General features: G+C 74.6%; 17 protein-coding genes and 1 pseudogene. 10 read left to right on the top strand and 8 right to left on the bottom strand.

Annotated elements, in window-relative coordinates; translation table 11 throughout:
- Positions 1–612, bottom strand: a pseudogene (locus MPTA5024_RS43060) (biotin/lipoyl-binding protein); the annotation flags it as partial.
- Positions 613–747: 135 nt separating this feature from the next.
- Between MPTA5024_RS43060 and MPTA5024_RS36725 the strand changes: the two are divergent.
- From MPTA5024_RS36725 to MPTA5024_RS36685, 9 genes are read left to right on the top strand one after another with little or no spacing between them, the layout of a single operon-like run.
- Positions 748–1,917, top strand: coding sequence for an efflux RND transporter periplasmic adaptor subunit (locus MPTA5024_RS36725; RefSeq protein WP_036332715.1), 1,170 nt, complete (start codon positions 748–750; stop codon positions 1,915–1,917).
- The gene (locus MPTA5024_RS36720; RefSeq protein WP_036332713.1) at positions 1,914–2,654 is read left to right on the top strand and encodes an ABC transporter ATP-binding protein; all 741 of its coding nucleotides are present in this window, start codon (positions 1,914–1,916) and stop codon (positions 2,652–2,654) included. The genes MPTA5024_RS36725 and MPTA5024_RS36720 overlap by 4 nt, the downstream gene beginning before the upstream one ends.
- Positions 2,651–3,943, top strand: coding sequence for an ABC transporter permease (locus MPTA5024_RS36715; protein WP_036332710.1), 1,293 nt, complete (start codon positions 2,651–2,653; stop codon positions 3,941–3,943). Before MPTA5024_RS36720 ends, MPTA5024_RS36715 begins: the two co-directional genes overlap by 4 nt.
- A gap of 16 nt (positions 3,944–3,959) precedes the next feature.
- Positions 3,960–4,640: a hypothetical protein gene (locus MPTA5024_RS36710; protein WP_051459117.1), complete on the top strand. Its 681-nt coding sequence runs from the start codon at positions 3,960–3,962 to the stop codon at positions 4,638–4,640.
- A complete protein-coding gene (locus MPTA5024_RS36705; RefSeq protein WP_036332709.1) occupies positions 4,637–5,350 on the top strand; it encodes a response regulator transcription factor in 714 nt (237 codons plus the stop codon). The genes MPTA5024_RS36710 and MPTA5024_RS36705 overlap by 4 nt, the downstream gene beginning before the upstream one ends.
- On the top strand, positions 5,334–6,770 hold the full coding sequence (locus MPTA5024_RS36700) for an ATP-binding protein (RefSeq protein ID WP_232326800.1): 1,437 nt from the start codon (positions 5,334–5,336) through the stop codon (positions 6,768–6,770). Before MPTA5024_RS36705 ends, MPTA5024_RS36700 begins: the two co-directional genes overlap by 17 nt.
- A gap of 10 nt (positions 6,771–6,780) precedes the next feature.
- Positions 6,781–7,305, top strand: coding sequence for a hypothetical protein (locus MPTA5024_RS36695; protein WP_036332707.1), 525 nt, complete (start codon positions 6,781–6,783; stop codon positions 7,303–7,305).
- Positions 7,306–7,338: 33 nt separating this feature from the next.
- On the top strand, positions 7,339–9,054 hold the full coding sequence (locus MPTA5024_RS41645; RefSeq protein ID WP_036332705.1) for a GTPase domain-containing protein: 1,716 nt from the start codon (positions 7,339–7,341) through the stop codon (positions 9,052–9,054).
- Positions 9,051–10,685: a GTPase gene (locus MPTA5024_RS36685; RefSeq protein ID WP_051459115.1), complete on the top strand. Its 1,635-nt coding sequence runs from the start codon at positions 9,051–9,053 to the stop codon at positions 10,683–10,685. The genes MPTA5024_RS41645 and MPTA5024_RS36685 overlap by 4 nt, the downstream gene beginning before the upstream one ends.
- A 122-nt stretch (positions 10,686–10,807) precedes the next feature.
- On the opposite strand, the gene MPTA5024_RS36680 is transcribed toward MPTA5024_RS36685, so the two are convergent.
- From MPTA5024_RS36680 to MPTA5024_RS36655, 6 genes are all read right to left on the bottom strand, one after another.
- Positions 10,808–11,941, bottom strand: a complete 1,134-nt coding sequence (locus tag MPTA5024_RS36680; protein WP_084370283.1) for an SPFH domain-containing protein — start codon at positions 11,939–11,941, stop codon at positions 10,808–10,810.
- Positions 11,942–11,943: 2 nt separating this feature from the next.
- Entirely contained in the window at positions 11,944–12,375 is a 432-nt protein-coding gene (locus MPTA5024_RS36675) for an NfeD family protein (RefSeq protein ID WP_036332703.1), read from the bottom strand.
- Positions 12,376–12,508: 133 nt separating this feature from the next.
- Positions 12,509–13,660, bottom strand: a complete 1,152-nt coding sequence (locus tag MPTA5024_RS36670) for a L,D-transpeptidase (protein WP_036332701.1) — start codon at positions 13,658–13,660, stop codon at positions 12,509–12,511.
- 61 nt (positions 13,661–13,721) lie between these two features.
- Positions 13,722–14,840: a fumarylacetoacetase gene (gene fahA, locus MPTA5024_RS36665; protein ID WP_036333009.1), complete on the bottom strand. Its 1,119-nt coding sequence runs from the start codon at positions 14,838–14,840 to the stop codon at positions 13,722–13,724.
- On the bottom strand, positions 14,837–16,009 hold the full coding sequence (locus MPTA5024_RS36660) for a homogentisate 1,2-dioxygenase (RefSeq protein ID WP_036332699.1): 1,173 nt from the start codon (positions 16,007–16,009) through the stop codon (positions 14,837–14,839). The genes fahA and MPTA5024_RS36660 overlap by 4 nt, the downstream gene beginning before the upstream one ends.
- Before the next feature lie 83 nt (positions 16,010–16,092).
- Positions 16,093–16,740 (bottom strand): IclR family transcriptional regulator, encoded by a 648-nt coding sequence (locus MPTA5024_RS36655; RefSeq protein WP_051459113.1) that lies wholly within the window; start codon positions 16,738–16,740, stop codon positions 16,093–16,095.
- 62 nt (positions 16,741–16,802) lie between these two features.
- Here MPTA5024_RS36655 and MPTA5024_RS36650 point away from each other — a divergent pair, with 62 nt between their 5' ends.
- Complete coding sequence (locus tag MPTA5024_RS36650; RefSeq protein ID WP_051459112.1) at positions 16,803–17,933, top strand: NAD(P)/FAD-dependent oxidoreductase; 1,131 nt, start codon at positions 16,803–16,805, stop codon at positions 17,931–17,933.
- Positions 17,934–17,971: 38 nt separating this feature from the next.
- Here MPTA5024_RS36650 and MPTA5024_RS39145 read toward each other — a convergent pair.
- Positions 17,972–18,460 (bottom strand): PucR family transcriptional regulator (locus tag MPTA5024_RS39145; RefSeq protein WP_036332695.1); only part of this gene is annotated, 489 nt, incomplete at its 5' end.

Genomic DNA, 18,460 nt, shown 5'->3' with positions numbered 1-18,460 from the left:
TGAGCCGCCCGTGCCGGTCCCGCCTGTCCCCGAGCCGCCTGCCCCAGAACGGCCCGTCCCGGAGCCGCCTGTCCCCGAGCCGCCTGCCGCGGACGAGCCCCCGGCACCCCCGTTTCCTCCGGAGTAGCCGCCCGAACCGCCCCGGGCGCCGGTCCCGCCGCCCGAACCGCCGGTCCCGCCGCCCGCGGAGGAACCGCCGGAACCGCCTGCGCCGGCCGTGCCCCCGGAGCCGGCCGGGACGGCGACGCCGTTCCGTACGTTGTCGAGGGTCTCCTGGGCGGCGGCGAGGGCGGCCTTGGCGGCGTCGTAGTCCTCGCGGGCGACGGTGTCGTCGACGCGGGCGAGGACCTGGCCCTTCTCGACCTTGTCCCCGGGCTTGACGTAGACCTTCTCGACCGTGCCCTCCGCGCCGAACGCGAGGTCCCGCACGCCGTCGTCGACCGTGTTGCCGGCGGCCGAGACGTACGACGTGACCGTGCCGCGCGCGGCGGCCGCGAGGGACACGGGGGCGACCGCCGGCGAGCCGCCCGCGGTCGTGACCGCGACCACGCTCGCGACGACGACCGCGGCCAGCGCCAGTCCCCCCACGCGGACGGGAGTGATCGAGCTCATGGCGGACATCCTGCTGACGCCACGTCACCGCCGCCTTGGCCGAACCTGAGAGTTGACTGTGGATACGACGACTGCCAGCAAACCCTCAGCAACGGCCGAGGTTGCCCGAAGCGCTGTTTGCCAGGGTTCGTCGTCGTGAAGCTGTCGACGAAGCGCAGGGCGCTGTTGATCAACGGCGTTCTGCTGGTGCTCCTGCTCGGCGGGATCGCGGCGGCCTGGGCGTCCCTCGGGGGCGACTCCTCGGCCGACGCGTCGCCGCTGACGTCCCGCGTCACCCGGGGAACCGTCCTGGCCTCGGTCTCGGCCTCCGGCTCGGTGGAGAGCGCCCGCACCCGCGCGCTCGACTTCGGGACGAGCGGAACGGTCGAGTCCATCAAGGTGAAGGCCGGGGACAAGGTCAAGAAGGGCCAGGTGCTCGCCCGTCTCGACGACACGACGGCGCAGGAGAACCTCGACGCCGCGAAGGCGAGCTTCGACGCCGCCTCCGACGCGGACACCTCGACCGCCTCGGGCTACTCGCAGTACATCAGCGCGCGCAACTCCTACCGCGCCGCCGAGCGGGCCGTGACCGGCACCGTGATCAAGGCGCCGTTCGCCGGGGTCGTCACCGCGGTGAACGGCTCGGAGGGCGGCTCCTCGAACGGCTCCGGCGCGTCGGGCGGCGGGTCGGGCAGCGGCGGCTCCCAGGGCGGCGGGTCGTCCCAGAGCGGCTCGCAGAGCACGGCGTCCGGCGGCTTCATCCAGCTCGCCGACCCGTCCCGGCTGCAGATCGTCGGCGACTTCACCGAGGCCGACGTCACCCGGCTCAAGGTGGGCCAGGCGGCGACCGTGACGTTCGACGCCCTCACCGGCGTCAGCGCGGCCGGCAAGGTCACCGTGATCGACCCCCAGCCCCAGACGAACAACAACGTCGTCCAGTACGCGGTCACGATCTCGCTGACCGGCGTCCCGCCGACCGTGCGGCTCGGGCAGACGGCGAGCGTCCAGGTGACGGTCGACCGGGCCGACGACGTGCTGACCGTGCCGACCTCGACGGTCACGACCGCGGGCGGCCAGAGCACGGTGACCGTGCTGGAGAACGGCAGGCAGGTCGTGCGCAGGGTGCAGGTCGGCGTCAAGGGCGACACCACCACCGAGATCACGTCGGGCCTCGACGAGGGCGACCAGGTGGTGCGCCCGCTCCCCACGACGACCGGCGGCGCGGGCGGGTTCCCGTTCCCCGGAGGAGGCGGGGGCGGGCTGGGCCGCAACTTCGGCGGCGGTGGCGGCGGTGGCGGCGGTGGCGGCGGCAGGGGCGCGAGATGAGCGCCCGGCGGACCCCGGTCCTCGACCTCCGGCAGGTCGCGAAGGTGTACGGCGAGGGGGAGACGGCCGTCCGCGCGCTGCGCGGGGTCTCGCTGACCGTCGAGACCGGGGACTACGTGGCCATCATGGGCGCCTCCGGCTCCGGCAAGTCGACGCTGATGAACATCATCGGCTGCCTCGACGTGCCGTCGTCGGGCCGCTACCTGCTCGACGGCACCGACGTCGGCGCGCTCGACGAGTTCCAACTGGCGATCCTGCGCAACCGCAAGGTCGGGTTCGTCTTCCAGTCGTTCAACCTGATCCCCCGGATGAGCGCGCTCGCCAACGTCGAGCTCCCCCTGGCGTACGGCGGTGTGAAGGCGGCCGAGCGGCGCAGGCGGGCGCTGGCCGCGCTCGACCGGGTGGGGCTGGCTGAGCGGGTCGGCCACCAGCCCAACGAGCTGTCCGGCGGCCAGCAGCAGCGGGTCGCCGTGGCCCGGGCGCTCGTCACGGCGCCGACCCTGCTGCTCGCCGACGAGCCCACGGGCGCCCTCGACAGCAAGTCCAGCGAGGACATCATGACCATCTTCGACCGGCTCAGCGCGAGCGGCCGGACCCTCGTCGTCATCACCCACGAGGAGGAGGTCGCGGCGCACGCCAAGCGGGTCGTCCGCCTCATGGACGGCCAGGTGGTCGAGGACGCCCGCACGGCGCCCGTGACCGGGCTGCCGCCGCGGCTCGCCGGGGTGGCGTCGTGAACGCCGCCGAGGTCCTGCGGTTCGCCCTGCGGGGCCTGGCCGCCAACAAGATGCGCAGCGCGCTGACCATGCTCGGCATCCTGATCGGGGTCGCCGCGGTGATCCTCCTGGTCGCCGTGGGCCAGGGCTCCTCGCAGCAGATCCAGCAGAACATCCAGCGGCTCGGCGCCAACTCCTTGACCGTCATGCCGTCCACCGCGGGCGGCGGCGGCGGAGGCGGCGGGGGAGGGTTCGCCCGGCTGTTCGGCGGGGGCGGCGGCGGGCAGGGCGGCCAGGGCGGCCAGGGGTCGGGTCCCCGGACCCAGGCCAAGGACCTGACCGTGGAGGACGCCCGGGCGCTCGCCGACCCGGCGGAGGCTCCCTCTGTCAAGAGCGTCTCCCCGGTCGTAACCGCCCAGGCCCAGACCGCGACGTACGAGGGCGCGAGCCATTCGATCCAGCAGCTCGTCGGCACCTACCCCAGCTACTTCGAGGCGTCGAACAAGCCCGTCGCCGCCGGGACGTACTTCTTCAACGATGATGTCCTGGCCGCCAGGAAGGTCGTGGTCATCGGGCACACCGTGGCCCAGGACCTGTTCGGCACGGTGAACCCGGTCGGCAAGCAGATCAACGTGTCGGGCGTGCCGTTCACGGTCGTGGGGGTGCTCAAGGAGGCCGGGTCGTCGGGGTTCCAGGACGCCGACGACGTGGCGATCGCGCCGCTGCCGGCCGTGCAGCAGAGCCTGACCGGGTTCGGCCCGCTGGGCCAGATCCTCGTCCAGGCCAAGAGCGCCGACACCGTCGACACCGCCCAGGCCGAGGTGACGCAGGTGCTCGACCAGCGGCACGGCGTCACCGGGACGGCCGCCGCCGACTTCCGCATCCTCAACCAGGCCACCCTGCAGGAGACGGTGAGCGCGGCGACCGGCACGTTCACCGTGCTGCTCGGGGCCGTGGCCGCGATCAGCCTCCTGGTGGGCGGCATCGGGATCACCAACATCATGCTGGTCACGGTGACCGAGCGGACCCGGGAGATCGGCATCCGCAAGGCCATCGGGGCGCCGCGGGGCGCCATCCTCGGGCAGTTCCTCGCCGAGGCCACGATGCTCAGCCTCGTCGGCGGCCTGCTCGGCGTGCTCATCGCGGTGATCGGCGCCCAGTTCACGATCGCGGGCGTCCAGCCGGTGATCGTCCCGGCCTCGATCGCCCTGGCGCTCGGCGTCTCGGTGGCGATCGGCCTGTTCTTCGGGAGTTATCCGGCCAACCGCGCCGCCAAGCTGCGGCCGATCGAAGCCCTCCGCTTCGAGTGACGACGGGGAGCGAGACATGGCGATGTGGAGATCCCCGGGAGGCGGCGGCCACCGCCGTTCGGCGGACGACGGGCAGGCGCCCTCCACGGACAGCAGGGAGATGGATGTGAGCAGGCACAGCACCGAGGACGTGCTGGAGTCCTCGCCGTTCGACGACGACCTGGCCGACGTGCTGGCGGCGCGGCCGGGAGGCGCCGGCGCGTCGAAGCTCACGCTGGCCCTCGCCGGAGCCGTCCTGCTCGTCGCGGGCCTGCTGCTCGGCATCCAGGCGCACAAGGCCTTCGGCGGTACGGGCTCGGCCTCGGCGTTCCCCGGCCGGGCAGGCGGCGCGGCGGGAGCGGGGACGGGGGCCCGGGCCGGCGGCGGAGGCTTCGGCGGCTTCGGCAACGGCGGAGGCTTCGGCGGCGGAGGCGCTGGAGGCGGTTCCGGCGGCGGCTTCGGAGGAGGCGGCGTGACGTTCGGGACGGTCAAGCTCGTGGACGGCGGCAAGGTCTACGTGCAGACGGCGGGCGGCGGGGTCGTCACGGTGACGACCGGCAAGGACACGAAGATCCAGGTCTCGAAGGCCGGCAAGGTGAGCGACCTCAAGCCGGGCAACGTCGTCGTCGTCAACGGGACGAGGGACGCCCAGGGCAACGTGACCGCGACCACGGTGACCGAGAGCTCCCAGCTCGCGGGCCGGAGGGCGGGCTCGTGAGCGTCCCCGGGCAGCGCCGCGCGGCGCCGGAGGCGCGCCTGCTGGTCGTCGACGACGAGCCGAACATCAGGGAGCTGCTGTCGGCCAGCCTGCGGTACGCCGGCTTCGAGGTGATGACCGCCTCCGACGGCCGGGAGGCCGTGCAGGTCGCCGAGCGGGTGAGGCCTGACCTGATCGTGCTCGACGTGATGCTTCCGGACATGGACGGCTTCTCCGTGAGCGACCGGCTCCGGGCGTCCGGGCGGCGCGTCCCCGTGCTGTTCCTCACCGCGCGGGACGCCACCGAGGACAAGGTCAGCGGGCTCGGCCGGGGCGACGACTACGTCACCAAGCCGTTCAGCCTGGAGGAGGTGCTGGCGCGGATCCGGGCCGTGCTCCGCCGTACGCGCTCGGGCGAGGGCGAACCGGCCCGCCTGCGGGTCGCGGACCTGGAGCTGGACGAGGACTCCCGGCAGGTGTGGCGGGCGGGCCGGCCGGTGCGGCTGTCGCCGACCGAGTTCAAGCTGCTGCACTACTTCCTGATCAACCAGGGCCGGGTGCTGTCCAAGGCGCAGATCCTCGACCACGTGTGGCACTACGACTTCGGCGGCGACCGCAACGTGGTCGAGTCGTACGTCTCCTACCTGCGGCGCAAGGTCGACACGGCCGAGCCGAAGCTCATCCACACGCTCCGCGGCGTGGGCTATGTCCTCCGTGCTCCGCGTCAGTGAGCTGAAACGGCGTCTGGCCAGGACCCCGCTCTGGCTGCGGCTCGTCGGCGGGACGCTGCTGATGGTCGCCCTGGCGATCGCCCTCACCGGCGGCTTCGCCGTGCAGCTCCTGCGCGGCTACCTGGTCGACCGGGTGGACAACCAGCTCATGGCCGTCGGGCGGCGGATGCCCGAGCCGCCCGGCGCCCCGCCCCTGCTGCCACGCGGCGCCGACCCGGGGCGCCCGCAGCGGCTGTTCGGATCCTTCTACGTGGTGGAGCTCGACGGGAACGGCGCCGTCGTCCGCACCATCCAGGAGCCGCCGAACGCCGACCCGCCGACCCTGTCGGCGCCCTCCGCGGGACGCGACCCGTGGCTGTTCACCGCCGTGTCGCCGTCCGGAACCCTGTGGCGGGTGATCGCCACCAGGGACGGCCGGGGCGGCTTCCGTGCCGCCGCCATCAGCCTGAACGACATCGACGGCACGGTCTCCCGGCTCGTGATCATCGTGTCCGGGGTCGGCTGTGCCGTGCTGGTCGCGCTCGGCCTCGCCGGCTACTGGCTCGTACGGCGCAGCCTGCGCCCCCTGGGGGAGATCGAGCGGACGGCCGAGGCGATCGCGGCCGGCGACCTGTCCCGCCGGGTGCCGCTGCGGCATCCCCGCACCGAGATGGGCAGGCTCGGCCGGGCCATCAACGGCATGCTGTCGCAGATCGAGGCCGCGTTCCGCGACCGGGAGGCCTCGCAGGAGCGGATGCGGCGGTTCATGGCCGACGCCTCCCACGAGCTGCGCACGCCACTGACGTCCATCAGGGGCTTCGCCGAGCTGTTCCGCCAGCAGCGGTCGCAGGACCCCGCCCTGCTGCTGCGCCGCATCGAGGACGAGGCCGTCCGGATGGGCCTGCTCGTCGACGACCTGCTGCTGCTCGCCCGCCTCGACCAGCAGCGGCCGCTCGACCGCCGTCCGGTCGACCTGCTGAGCCTGGCGGCCGGCGCCGTGCTCGACGCCCAGGTGCTCGCGCCCGACAGGGAGATTGACCTGCTCAGGCTCGACGACTCCGACCGGCCGGTCCGGGTGGTGGGCGACGAGACCCGGCTGCGCCAGGTCATCGGCAACCTCGTCGGCAACGCCCTCCGGCACACGCCGCCCGGGACCCCCTTCCGCGTCGGGGTGGGTGTGCTGACCGGCCCCCTCGCGGTGATCGAGGTCGCCGACGAGGGCCCCGGGCTGCCTCCGGGCGACGCCCAGCGGGTCTTCGAACGGTTCTACCGCGCCGACCCCGCCCGCAGCCGCGACTCCGGCGGCACCGGGCTGGGGCTGTCCATCGCCGCCGCGCTCGTCCAGGCGCACGGCGGCACGATCACGGCCGAGAGCGAGCCCGGTCACGGCGCGGTCTTCCGCGTCCACCTGCCGGCGTGCCCGCCCGTCACGAAAGGTTAGGTCGATCCCTATGCGACCCCTGCGTTTCCTGTCCGCGGCCGCCTGCGCCGCGCTGGCCGTCTCGGTGGCCGGCTGCGGGGGAGGCGGAGACGACACGGCGGGCGCGCCCGCCGCCGCGCCCAGCGGGGCGTCCGGCGCCGCCGCCTCCCGGGCGGCGTTCGCCGAATGCCTGCGCAAGAACGGCGTGACCCTCCCCAGCGGCCGTCCCACCGCACGTCCCTCCGGCCGTCCCTCGGCCTGGCCCTCGGGACGGCCGAGCGGCGGCTTCCGGACCATGTCCCCCGAGATGGAGAAGGCGTTCCAGGCGTGCCGGTCGCTGATGCCGCAGGGCGGCTTCGGCGGCGGCGGCTTCGGCCGGAACGGCGGGGACCCGGCGGCCATGCAGGCGTTCCGCGGCTGCATGAAGGACAACGGGGTGACGCTCGGCGACCAGAACGGCCTGCGCGGGCTCGACCGCAGCGACCCCAAGGTGGCCAAGGCGTTCGAGAAGTGCCGGGTGCTGCTGCCAACGGCGGCCCCCTCGCCCAGCGCGTGATTCGAGGCCCGTCCACCGGGAAGGTCGGGGGGTATGGCGGGCAACGAGGGGCTTCTGACGGCCCTGCAGAGCCTGCGGCGGCACCTCGGCCACGAGCTGTTCCCTCTGGCGATCGGTGACGTCGCGGCCGACCGCCGCGCGCTGCGCGAGCTGAGCGGCCAGCTCGACGACTACCTGCTGCCGCGGCTGGCGGCCATCGACGCCCCGCTGCTGGCCGTCGTCGGGGGCTCGACGGGGGCCGGGAAGTCGACCCTGGTCAACTCCCTGGTCGGCGAGACCGTCGCCGAGCCCGGCGTGCTGCGCCCGACCACCCTCGCCCCGACCCTGGTGGCGAACCCGGCCGACCGGGAGTGGTTCACCTCGCCGAAGGTCCTGCCCGGGCTGCCGCGGGTCACCGGCGGCGGCCGGGGCGAGCCGGGCACGCTGAGGATCGCCACGGCCGGGAGCCTGCCCGCCGGGCTGGCGCTGCTCGACGCCCCCGACATCGACTCCGTGGTGGCCGCCAACCGGGAGCTCGCGGCGCAGCTCCTCGCCGCCGCCGACCTGTGGCTGTTCGTCACCACCGCCGCCCGGTACGCCGACGAGGTGCCGTGGAGCTTCCTGCGGCAGGCGCGGGAGCGGAGCACGGCCCTCGCGGTCGTCCTCCAGCGGGTGCCGGCCGAGGCGCGCGAGCCGGTCGTGGCCGACCTGGTGCGCCTGCTGCGGGCCAACGGCCTCGCCGGGACCCCGCTGTTCACCGTCCCCGAGCTGGAGCTGCCCTCCGAGCGCGCCCGGCTCCCCGCGGCCGCCGTCCAGCCGATCGCCACCTGGCTCGCCGAGCTTTCGGTGGACGCCCGCTCCCGCGCCGCCGTCGTGCGGCGGACCCTCACCGGCGCCCTCGACAGCCTCGCCACCCGCGTGCCCGACCTCGCCGACCGGGTGGACCGTCAGCGCGCCGGCATCGCCGAGCTCCGTGCGGTCGTGGAGAAGGCGTACGACACCGGTATGTCGGCCTTCGACGACGGCATGCGGGACGGCCTGCTGCTGCGCGGCGAGGTCCTCGCCCGGTGGCAGGACTTCGTCGGGACCGGTGACCTGATGCGGGCGCTGGAGTCCCGCATCGGATGGCTCCGCGACCGCATCACGGCCGTCTTCCGTGGCCGTCCGGCCCCCGACAGGGAGCTGCGCGTCGCGCTGGAGAGCGGCGTCGAGTCGCTGATCCGGTCCACGGCCGACGCGTCGGCCGAGCGGGCGGTCGAGTCGTGGCTGGCGATGCCCGCCGGGCGCGACCTGCTGGAGCGGTCGGGCGTCACGGTCACCGGACGGCTCGGCCGCGCCTCCGCCGACCTGCCGGGCCGGGCCGCGGACGCGGTGCGGGGCTGGCAGGGGTACGTGCTCGACCTGGTCAGGTCGCAGGGCGCCGACCGGAGGACGCTCGCCCGCGCCGCCTCCTTCGGTGTGAACAGCCTGGGTGTGCTGCTCATGCTGGCCGTGTTCTCCTCCACCGGCGGCATCACCGGCATCGAGATCGGCATCGCGGGCGGCACGAGCGTGCTCAGCCAGAAGCTGCTGGAGGCCGTCTTCGGCGACCAGGCCGTCCGCGCGCTGACCCAGGACGCCCGCGAGGACCTGCGCCGCCGGGTCCGCGAGCTGCTCGACCTGGAACGGGCGCGCTTCACGTCCCTGCTCGACGGCCTGGGCCCCGCCGACGACACGGCGGCGCGCCTGCGGGAGGCCGCCAAGGCCGTACAGGAGAGGGGCGACCTGTGAAGCTCCTGCGCAGGAGGACCGCGGTGCCGCTGGACGACCGGCTCGCGGCGCTGGCCGAGGCCGCCGACCTCGCCGAGGGCCGCCTCGACGGCGCCGCCGTCGACCGCGCCCGCGCCGTCGTCGAACGGGCTGGGGTGCGGCGCGGACTGTCGGCCGACCACACGGCCGTCGCCCTGGCCGGGGCCACCGGAAGCGGGAAGTCGTCGCTGTTCAACGCGCTCGCGGGAGCCGAGCTCGCGGCCGTCGGAGTGACCCGGCCGACGACCTCCAAGGCCCAGGCCGCCGTGTGGGGGCCGGACGGCTCGAGCCCGCTGCTCGACTGGCTCGACGTGCCCCTCCGCCACACGATCGGCGCCGGGCCCGAGGGCGCCCCGGCCGGCCCGCAGCCGCAGGGGAGCGCCGGGCTGATCTTGCTCGACCTGCCGGACCACGACTCGATCGAGCTGTCCCACCGGCTGGAGGTGGACCGGCTCGTCGGCGTGGTCGACCTGCTCGTGTGGGTGCTCGACCCGCAGAAGTACGCGGACGCGGCGGTGCACGAGCGGTACCTGCGGCCCCTCGCCCGCCACCGCGACGTCACCGTGGTCGTGCTCAACCAGATCGACCGGCTGCCCGCCCGGGCCGTGGCCCGCTGCCTCGACGACCTGAAGGGCCTGCTCGCCGCCGACGGCCTGGACGACGTCCCCGTCATCGGCGCCTCGGCCCGTACCGGCCAGGGGGTGGGCGAGCTGCGCGCCCTGCTCGACCGGCGGGTGGCCCAGCGGCGGGCGTGGGCGTCCCGGCTCGCCGCCGACGCCGCCACGGCCGCCACTGCCCTGTGGAAGGAGGAGGAGCTCCTCGACGAGGGCGCGGCGGGGCCGTCGCCGGTCACGCTCGACCGGTCGCTCACGCGGGCGCTGGAGGAGGCCGCGGCCGTGCCGGTCGTCGTCCGGGCCGTGGCCAAGGCCCACGTGCACCGCTCGATCGTCGCCACGGGATGGCCGGTCACCCGGTGGCTGCGCCGTCTGCGTCCCGACCCGCTGCGCCGCCTCCACCTGACCCGCGGAGGCGTCCGCACGTCCCTGCCGCCGGCCACCGCCGTCCAGGTCTCCGCCGTGGACACGGCCCTGCGCGACGTGGGGGCCGCCGCCGCCCGGGACGTTCCTGAGCCCTGGGCGTCCTCCATACGGCACGCCGCCCGGTCGAGGGCCGGCGAGCTGACCGACGCCCTCGACCGCACCGTGGCCGTCACCTCGCTCGACGCCTCCCGGGCGCCTCGCTGGTGGCGCGCGGTCGGGGCGCTGCAGTGGATCATGGTGGTCGCGACGGCAGCCGGGGCGCTGTGGCTGCTCGCGCTGTTCGCGGTCGACTACCTCCTGCTGACCCGGCCGCCCACGCCGAGGCTCGGCAGGGTGCCGTGGCCCACGGTCCTGCTGGCCGGCGGCGTGCTCGGCGGCGTGTTCGTCGCGCTGCTCTCCCGCGCCGCCGCCTGGCTCGGCGGCCGCAGGCGCGCGCGGAGGACTGCGAAGGCCCTGCGGGCGGGCGTCGAGCGGGTCGCCCACGACCTCGTCGTCACACCGGCGAACGACGAGCTGTCCCGCTACACCCGCTTCGTCCGAGCCCTCGCCACCGCCGCCGCCGAACCCGGTTGACGGGCCAGGAGGCCACCCGGCCGGCGGTCCCGCCCAGGCCGGTCAGCCGGTGGGGTGGGCGCCGTTGGCCGGGTCGTGGACGACGCTCTCCCGCGCGCACTCCTCATGAACGGCCGGGCTCCTCACGCCCTGCCGGGCTCCTCTTGAACGGCCGGGCTCGGTACGCCCTCCCCGGTGATCGGTCCGTCCTGGACCTCGTCGCGCCCGGCCCCCGAGCCGCCCATCGACGTGAGCGGGTCGAACGCGGGCCGGCCGGAGGCGATCTGGCGCGGGCCGAGCTCGCTGTCCTCCGCGGCGGCCCTCGCCTCAGCGGCCGCCCGCTCGGCCTCGGCGACGGCCTCGCTCTCGCCGTGGTCCTCACGCTCTCGCAGGGCCGGCGAGACGGGCAGCGCCTCCGTGAACGCCTTCGACACCCCCTGCAGCGCCGAGGTGACCTCGCTCGGGATCACCCAGAACGTGTTGCCCTGGCCCTGCGCGAGCTGGGGGAGCACCTGGAGGTACTGGTAGGCCAGCAGCTTCGGGTCGGGGTCGTTGCGGTGCACGGCCTGGAACACCTCGTCGATGGCCCGCGACTGGCCCTCGGCCTTGAGGATCTGCGCGGTCCGCTCGCCTTCCGCCCGCAGGATGGCGCTCTGCTTCTCGCCCTCGGCCGTGAGGATCTGGGACTGCCGCTGGCCCTCGGCGGTGAGGATGGCGGCGCGCTTGTCCCGCTCGGCGCGCATCTGCTTCTCCATCGCCTCCTTGATGGTCTTCGGCGGGTCGATCGCCTTGATCTCGACCCGGTTGACCCGGATGCCCCACTTGCCGGTGGCCTCGTCGAGCACGCCGCGCAACTGGCTGTTGATCGTGTCGCGGGAGGTGAGCGTCTTCTCCAGGTCCATGCCGCCGACGACGTTGCGCAGCGTCGTCACGGTGAGCTGCTCGACGCCCTGGATGAAGTTGGCGATCTCGTACGCGGCCGCCCTCGGGTCGGTGACCTGGAAGTACAGCACGGTGTCGATGTCGACGACGAGGTTGTCCTCGGTGATGACGGGCTGCGGCTTGAACGAGACCACCTGCTCGCGCAGGTCGATGAGCGGACGCACCCGGTCGATGAACGGGATCACGAAGTTCAGCCCGGGGCCGAGCGTGCGGTAGTAGCGGCCCAGACGCTCGACGTTCCCGGCTCTCGCCTGCGGGACGATGCGGACCGAGCGCAGCACCGTGAAGACGGCGACCAGAGCGACGATCAGTCCGGCGATGAGGGCTGCGTCCATGCTCACTCCCGTGGATAGACGAGGGCGGTCGCGCCCTCGATCTCGATGACGTCGACCTTCGCGCCGGCGGGGATGACCAGGCTGTCGTCGTAGGCGCGGGCCGACCACTCCTCGCCGCCGATCTGGACCCTGCCGTCGCGGCCGGTCACCTCCCGGGTGACGTACGCCGGCCTGCCGATGAGCGCGGAGACGCCGAAGCGCCGGGGCGGCGGCTGCCTGATGTGCCGCAGGGCGAACGGCCGGACTCCCGCGAGGCCGGCGGCCGAGGCGATGACGAAGACGGCCAGCTGGAGGCCGGGCGGCAGGCCGACCAGGGCGACGCCCGCGGTGAGCAGGGCGGCGATCGACAGGAGCCCGAGCGCGGCGGTCAGCGTGAAGATCTCCGCGACGCCGAGGGCAGCCGCCAGGATGAGCCAGACGATCCAGGGGTCCATTGCCGCCTCCATAGCAATGAACGGATCCCGCTTTCAGGGGGTTCCTTCCCTTAACGCTAACTCTTCCTGCCCCCGTCATCCCGCGCATCCAGGCCTGTTTTAGCCCCCTTCCGAGGGCCGGTTCCGGAAGGCGTCAGGTGCCGGCGGCGCCCCTGACGAACTCGGGCACGCGGCGCAGGGCGCTGCCCCTGAGCCAGTCGGGCCAGGAGATCTGCCAGTAGCCCCAGCCGTTGTTCCACTCGAGCCTCCGCGAGGTGCCCGTCACGATCACCGGGTCGCCGCGCAGGGCGTGCTCGTAGAACCAGCGCGCCTGGTCCGGGCTCGCGTTCACGCAGCCGTGGCTCATGTTGATCCGCCCCTGGGCCCACACGTTGCCCATCGCGTGGACGTACTCCCCGCTGTTGGAGATCCGGACGGCGTAGTCGATGAGGTTGTCGTAGTACTCCGGGTCGCCCTTCCGCCGGCCGGGAGACACCATGCGGACCGGGTTGCCCTTCTCCATCGTCAGGTGGATGCCGCTCGTGGTGGTGTACTCCCGGGTCGTGGCCATGCCGGCGCTGATCGGCATGCGCTGGGCCACCACGCCGTCCTGCCGGACGACCATCCGGTGGACGCGGGTGTCGACCGTGCTGACCATCGCGCGGCCCACCGTGAACGAGACCGACCGGTCGGCGGCGCCGTACGTGCCGGGGCCGGCCCGCACCCCGGCCAGGTGGGCGGTGAACGCGATCCTGCTCCTGGCCGGCCACATCCGCATGGGCCGGTAGACGACCTGGGACGGGCCGAACCAGTGCCACGCCCCCTCGACCGGCCCGGTCACGGCCAGCGCCCGCTCGACCGCCGCCCGGTTCTCCACGGGCCGGGTGAACGTCACGATGATCGGCATGCCGACGCCCACGGTCTCCCCGTCGTCCGGCACGACCGAGGCGAGGGCCACCTCGTGGTGGGGCCGGAGGGTGCGGAACCGGCCGGTGAGCCGCCCGGCGACGCCCTGCGGCCCGACGGCCAGCGCGTTCACCACGTAGTCGGTGCCGGGACGCAGGGGCCAGGAGGAGCGCCAGACCGTGCGGGAGCGGTCGAACGCGCCCGGCACGAGGTCGCGCCCGGCGAACGCGACCACGTTGGTCAGCCGGCCGCCGTCGGCCCGGACCACGAGACCGCCGTCCGGCGGCGCGCCCACGGCGTCCGGCGCGGGGGTCATCGTGATGCGCGGCGCGGGCGGCACCCGGACGGCGCAGCCGGCGACGGCGAGGAGGAGGGCCGCCGCCCAGGCGATCACACGCATGCGTTCCTGCCTTCGCTACTCGGGGCTCCCCAGGGTAGCGAGGGGTGACGGCAGGAACACGCTAAGTCGCGGGAACGACCGTGCCGGACACCTCGCCGAGGCAGATCCCGTCCCGGGTGGTGGCGGTCAGAGTGACGGTGTCGCCGTCCTCCAGGAACGTCCGGGTCGCACCGTCCGCCAGCTTGAACGGCTCGGCGCCGTTGCGGGTCAGCTCGATCAGCGACCCGGGGTCGCGGGGCCCGGAGACGGTTCCGCTCGCGAACAGGTCCCCCGTGCGCACCGAGGCGCCGTTCACGGTCAGGTGGGCGAGCATCTGGTCCGGCGTCCAGTACATGTCCCGGTACGGCGGCTCGGCGACCGTCTCACCGTTGATCTGGACGCGCAGCGCGAGGTCGAGCCCCCAGGGGGCGGCCCTGCGCAGGTAGGCGGGCGGCTCGGGTTCCTGCGGCGGGCCCTCGACGCGCGCGCCCTCCAGGGCGTCGAGCGGGGTGATCCACGGCGAGACCGAGGTCGCGAACGACTTGCCCAGGAACGGGCCGAGCGGGACGTACTCCCAGGCCTGGATGTCCCTGGCGCTCCAGTCGTTGACCAGGGTGACGCCGAAGACGTGGTCCTCGAAGGCCCCCGCGCGCTCGCCGAGCCGCGTGGGCGTCCCCACGACGAAGCCGACCTCCGCCTCCAGGTCGAGGCGGAGGGATGGCCCGAAGGACGGCCGCCCCCCAGGGGTGGACGGCGGGCGCTGGCCGCACGGCCGCCTGATGGGCGTGCCCGACACCACGACGGTCCCGGACCGCCCGTGGTAGCCGACCGGCAGGTGCCGCCAGTTGGGCTTGAGCGGCTCCTCGCCGGGGCGCAGGATCCGGCCGAGGTTGGTCGCGTGCTCCAGCGAGGCGTAGAAGTCGACGTAGTCGGCCACCTCGATCGGCAGGTGGAGGGTCACCGCGCCGAGCGGGAGCAGGTGGTCGCCCGCCCGCGCCGCCTCCGCCGCCCGCTCGCGCGCCTCCCGCCAGGCCGCGCGGCCCAGGGCCATGAACGGGTTCAGGACCGGGGCCGCGAACACCTCGTCGCCCAGGGCGGCCGCGAGGTCGAGGACGTGGTCCCCGACCCGCACCCCCACCCGCCGCGGCTCGCCGGGGCGGGAGAACACGCCGTAGGGGAGGCCGTGCCGCGCCGGCGTCACCCGCGGCCCGCCCACGTCCAGGCGTACCCGGGGTCCTCGCAGGCCAGGGCCGCGGGGCCGAGGTCGAGCGGACGGAACGTGTCGAGCATGACCGCGAGCTCGCTGGTCCGCGTGACGCCCTGCCGCACGGCCTCGACGGCGGCCTCCACCGCGCCCGGCTGCGGCCCGTGCGTGAAGCCGGCCGGGTGCAGCGAGACGGATCCGACGTCGATGCCCGAGCCCCTCCTGGCCGTGTAGTCGCCGCCCGCGTAGAACATGAACTCGTCGGAGTCCACGTTGTGGTGGTTGTACGGGATCGGCACGGCCTCGGGGTCGAAGTCGAGCGGCCGGGGGCAGAACGAGCAGATCACGAAGCCCGGCCCCTCGAACGTCTGGTGGACCGGCGGCGGCGCGTGGGTCCGCTTCACGATCGGCTCGAAGTCCTGGATGTTGAAGGCGTACGGGTACAGGCAGCCGTCCCAGCCGACCACGTCGAACGGGTGGTTCGCGTAGGTGAGCCGGGTCAGCCCGCCGCGCGTGCGGACCAGGACCGGGACCTCCTCGCCGTCCACGAGCAGCGGCTCGCCCGGGGCGCGCAGGTCGCGCTCGCAGTACGGCGCGTGCTCCAGGAACTGGCCGTACTGGGACAGGTAGCGCTTCGGCGGACGGATGTGCCCGGCGGCCTCGACGACGAGCGCGGTGACCGGCCCTTCGGGCACCCAGCGGTGGACGGCGCCGGTGGGGACGAGCACGTAGTCGCCCTCGCCCACGTCGAGCGCCCCGTACGCGGACTCGAAGCGCGCCCGGCCGCTCGCGAGGTAGACGCACTCGTCGCCCATCGAGTTGCGGTACAGCTCGCTCGGGCTCCCGGTGGCGGCGTACGAGATGCGGACGTCGCCGTTGCCGGCCAGCAGCATCCGGCCCGTGACGAGGTCGCCGCCCGGCGACAGGTCCCCGGTGCGGAAGTGGCGCGGGGACAGCGGCAGGTTCGGCGTGAGCGCCGCTCCCCCCGTCTCGACCGCCTCCGCCTTCACGATCGCCGTGGGCGCGTGGCGGTGGTAGAGGAGCGAGGAGTCGGAGGAGAAGCCCTCCTCGCCCATCAGCTCCTCCTTGTACAGGCCGCCGTCGGGCCTGTGGAACTGAACGTGGCGCTTGCGGGGCACCTCGCCGACGACACGGTAGTGCGGCATGACGACCTCCAGCAGAGCGTGTCCGTTAAGCGGACATCAATGTCCCCTATACGTACGACCTTCCGTCATGCGTGCCGTCCGTGTCAAACCCCGTCCTTCAGCGCCTCGGCCAGCCGTTCCGCGGTGGCCAGGACGAGCGGGCCCACCTTGTCGAGGTCGAGGTCGGTGAAGCTGACCACCCCCACGGACGCCTCCAGCCAGGGCAGTCCCCGTACGGGCGCGGCGACGCCCTGGGCGCCCTCCTGGAGCTGGCCGCGGCTGCTGTGCAGCGCCCGCTCGTCGCCCGAGCGCAGGGCCAGCACGGCGAGACCGGCCGCGCCCCGCGTCAGCGGATGTCGGGAGCCCTCGCGGTAGGCCACGTGGAAGTCGGTCCAGGACGGCTCGACGACGGCCACGGCGAGCCCCTCGTCGCCCTCGGCGACCGTCAGGTGCGCGGTCGCCCCCGCCTGCTCGGCGAGCGCGCGGAGCGCGGGCATCGCCGCCGCCCGCAGCAACGGCTGGACGGCCCGGGCCAGCACGAGCACGCCGAACCCGAGGTGCACCCGGCCGGCCGCGTCCCTGCGGGCGAAGCCCTCGGCCTGGAGGGTGGTGAGCAGCCGGTACACCACCGGGCGGCTCAGCCCCAGCTCCTGGGCCAGCTCGGTGGGCGTGCGGCCCCGGTTGCCGTCCGCGAGCAGCCGCAACAGCCGCAATCCCCGCTCCAGCGTCTGCGCCGACTCGGCCGCCATCATGATTCGATTATCCCGGCCGCCGGCGCGGGACGCGGAGGCCGGACGTCCGGAGGAGGGCTGCGATGAGGTCGGTCGTCGTGGTGGGCGCGGGGATCTGGGGGTCCTCACTGGCGTTGCGCCTGGCGGAAACCGGCTGGCGGGTGACGCTGGTCGAGCAGCACGCGCCGGGGCACGTGCGCCAGTCGAGCGCGGGGGAGACGCGGCTGCTGCGGTGCGGCCACGGCTCGGACGACTGGTACGCCGGGATGGCGTGGCGGGCCCGCGAGGGCTGGCGGCGCCTGGAGGAGCGGACCGGCGAGGAGCTGTTCTGCGAGGCCGGCCTGATGTGGTTCGCCCACCGCGAGGACGGCCCGGAGCGCCGGAGCGCGCGGGTCCTCGACGCGCTCGGCGTCCCGCACGCCCTGCTCGACCCCGACGAGGCCGCGCGCCGCTTCCCCGGGCTCGGGACGGACGACCTCGCGTTCGCCCTGTGGGAGCCGCACGCCGGGGTGCTGCGGGCCCGGCGCGCCACGCAGGTGACGGCCCGGCTCGCCCTCGACGCCGGCGTCCGCCTGGTCCGCGCGCGGGCCGTGCCGTACGGCGGGGGCACGGGCGTCGTCGCGGACGGGGAGGTGCTGACGGCCGACCGGGTGGTGTGGGCATGCGGCGCGTGGCTGCCCGAGGTGTTCGGCGCCGAGTTCGGGGTGGAGGTGGAGGTCACCCGGCAGGACACCTTCCACTTCGGCGTGCCGTCCGCGTGGGCGACCCCGCCCGTGCCCGCGTTCTGCGACTACGAGATGGCGGCGTACGGCCACGGCGACCTCGACGGCGCCGGGATGAAGGTGACCGACGACGCCGAGGGCGAGCCGTACGACCCGGAGTCCGGCGACCGGCGGGTCACGGAGGGCGCCGAGCGGGCGGCGCGGGCCCACCTCGCCCGCAGGTTCCCGTCCCTGGTGGGCGCGCCCGTCGTCTTCACCCAGGTCTGCCAGTACACGCTGACCAGGGACTCCGAGTGGATCGTCGCGGAGGTCGCCGACGGCGTGTGGCTGCTCGGCGGCGACTCGGGGCACGGCTTCAAGCACGCGCCGGCCCTGGCCGATTACGTGGCCGGGATCCTCGACGGCCGGTGGGCGCCGGAGGCGCGGTTCGGCCTGCACGAGCGGCGGCCCGCCCACGGGCTCAGGACGAGCGGCCGCTCCGCCGCCTTCTGACCGGCGGCGCCGAGCGCGCGGCGGTGGGACGCGGCGGATCACTCCGGACGGCCGGACCTGGCCTGGCGGGCCCGCAGGACGATCTCCAGCTCGAACCGGACGTCGGGGTCGGCCAGTTGGCCGCCGTACAGCTCCTCCAGCTGACGCAGCCGGTAGCGGACGGTCTGGGGGTGGACGTGGAGCCCGGCCGCGACCTCGGCCACCCCGCGGCCGTGCTGCAGCCACGCCAGCAGGGTCTCCGCGAGTCGGTCCTGCTGGGCCGGGCGCAGGTGTGCGAGCGGCGCGAGCCGTACCTCGGCCAGCGCGGCCACCAGGTCCTCGTCCTTGAACACCACGAGCGTGGCCATGTGGTCGGCGCAGTGCAGCAGGCCCTCCTGCGGGAGGACGCCGCGCCGGGCCAGGTCGAGCGCCTCGCCGGCCCAGCGGAGCGAGGTCGCGGCGGCGGCCACCGGGACCGGCGGGCCGATGGCGGCGTGCCAGCCGCGCAGGGCCCGCTCCAGCGCCTGCGCCCGGCCGGGGCCGGTGGG

The sequence above is a fragment of the Microbispora sp. ATCC PTA-5024 genome, assembly GCF_000511135.2.
In the GTDB taxonomy this organism is placed as follows: domain Bacteria; phylum Actinomycetota; class Actinomycetes; order Streptosporangiales; family Streptosporangiaceae; genus Microbispora; species Microbispora corallina.
Note: the sequence above shows the minus strand (reverse complement) of the source record. Positions and strands in the feature narration are given on the sequence as shown.

Coding starts and splice junctions, on each gene's coding strand:
- MPTA5024_RS36680 (WP_084370283.1), bottom strand. CDS start 11,941: ATGGACGCAGCCCTCATCGCCGGACTGATCGTCGCTCTGGTCGCCGTC.
- MPTA5024_RS36655 (WP_051459113.1), bottom strand. CDS start 16,740: ATGATGGCGGCCGAGTCGGCGCAGACGCTGGAGCGGGGATTGCGGCTG.
- MPTA5024_RS36695 (WP_036332707.1), top strand. CDS start 6,781: ATGCGACCCCTGCGTTTCCTGTCCGCGGCCGCCTGCGCCGCGCTGGCC.
- MPTA5024_RS36720 (WP_036332713.1), top strand. CDS start 1,914: ATGAGCGCCCGGCGGACCCCGGTCCTCGACCTCCGGCAGGTCGCGAAG.
- MPTA5024_RS36675 (WP_036332703.1), bottom strand. CDS start 12,375: ATGGACCCCTGGATCGTCTGGCTCATCCTGGCGGCTGCCCTCGGCGTC.
- MPTA5024_RS36670 (WP_036332701.1), bottom strand. CDS start 13,660: ATGCGTGTGATCGCCTGGGCGGCGGCCCTCCTCCTCGCCGTCGCCGGC.
- MPTA5024_RS36710 (WP_051459117.1), top strand. CDS start 3,960: ATGGCGATGTGGAGATCCCCGGGAGGCGGCGGCCACCGCCGTTCGGCG.
- MPTA5024_RS41645 (WP_036332705.1), top strand. CDS start 7,339: ATGGCGGGCAACGAGGGGCTTCTGACGGCCCTGCAGAGCCTGCGGCGG.
- MPTA5024_RS36660 (WP_036332699.1), bottom strand. CDS start 16,009: ATGCCGCACTACCGTGTCGTCGGCGAGGTGCCCCGCAAGCGCCACGTT.
- MPTA5024_RS36650 (WP_051459112.1), top strand. CDS start 16,803: ATGAGGTCGGTCGTCGTGGTGGGCGCGGGGATCTGGGGGTCCTCACTG.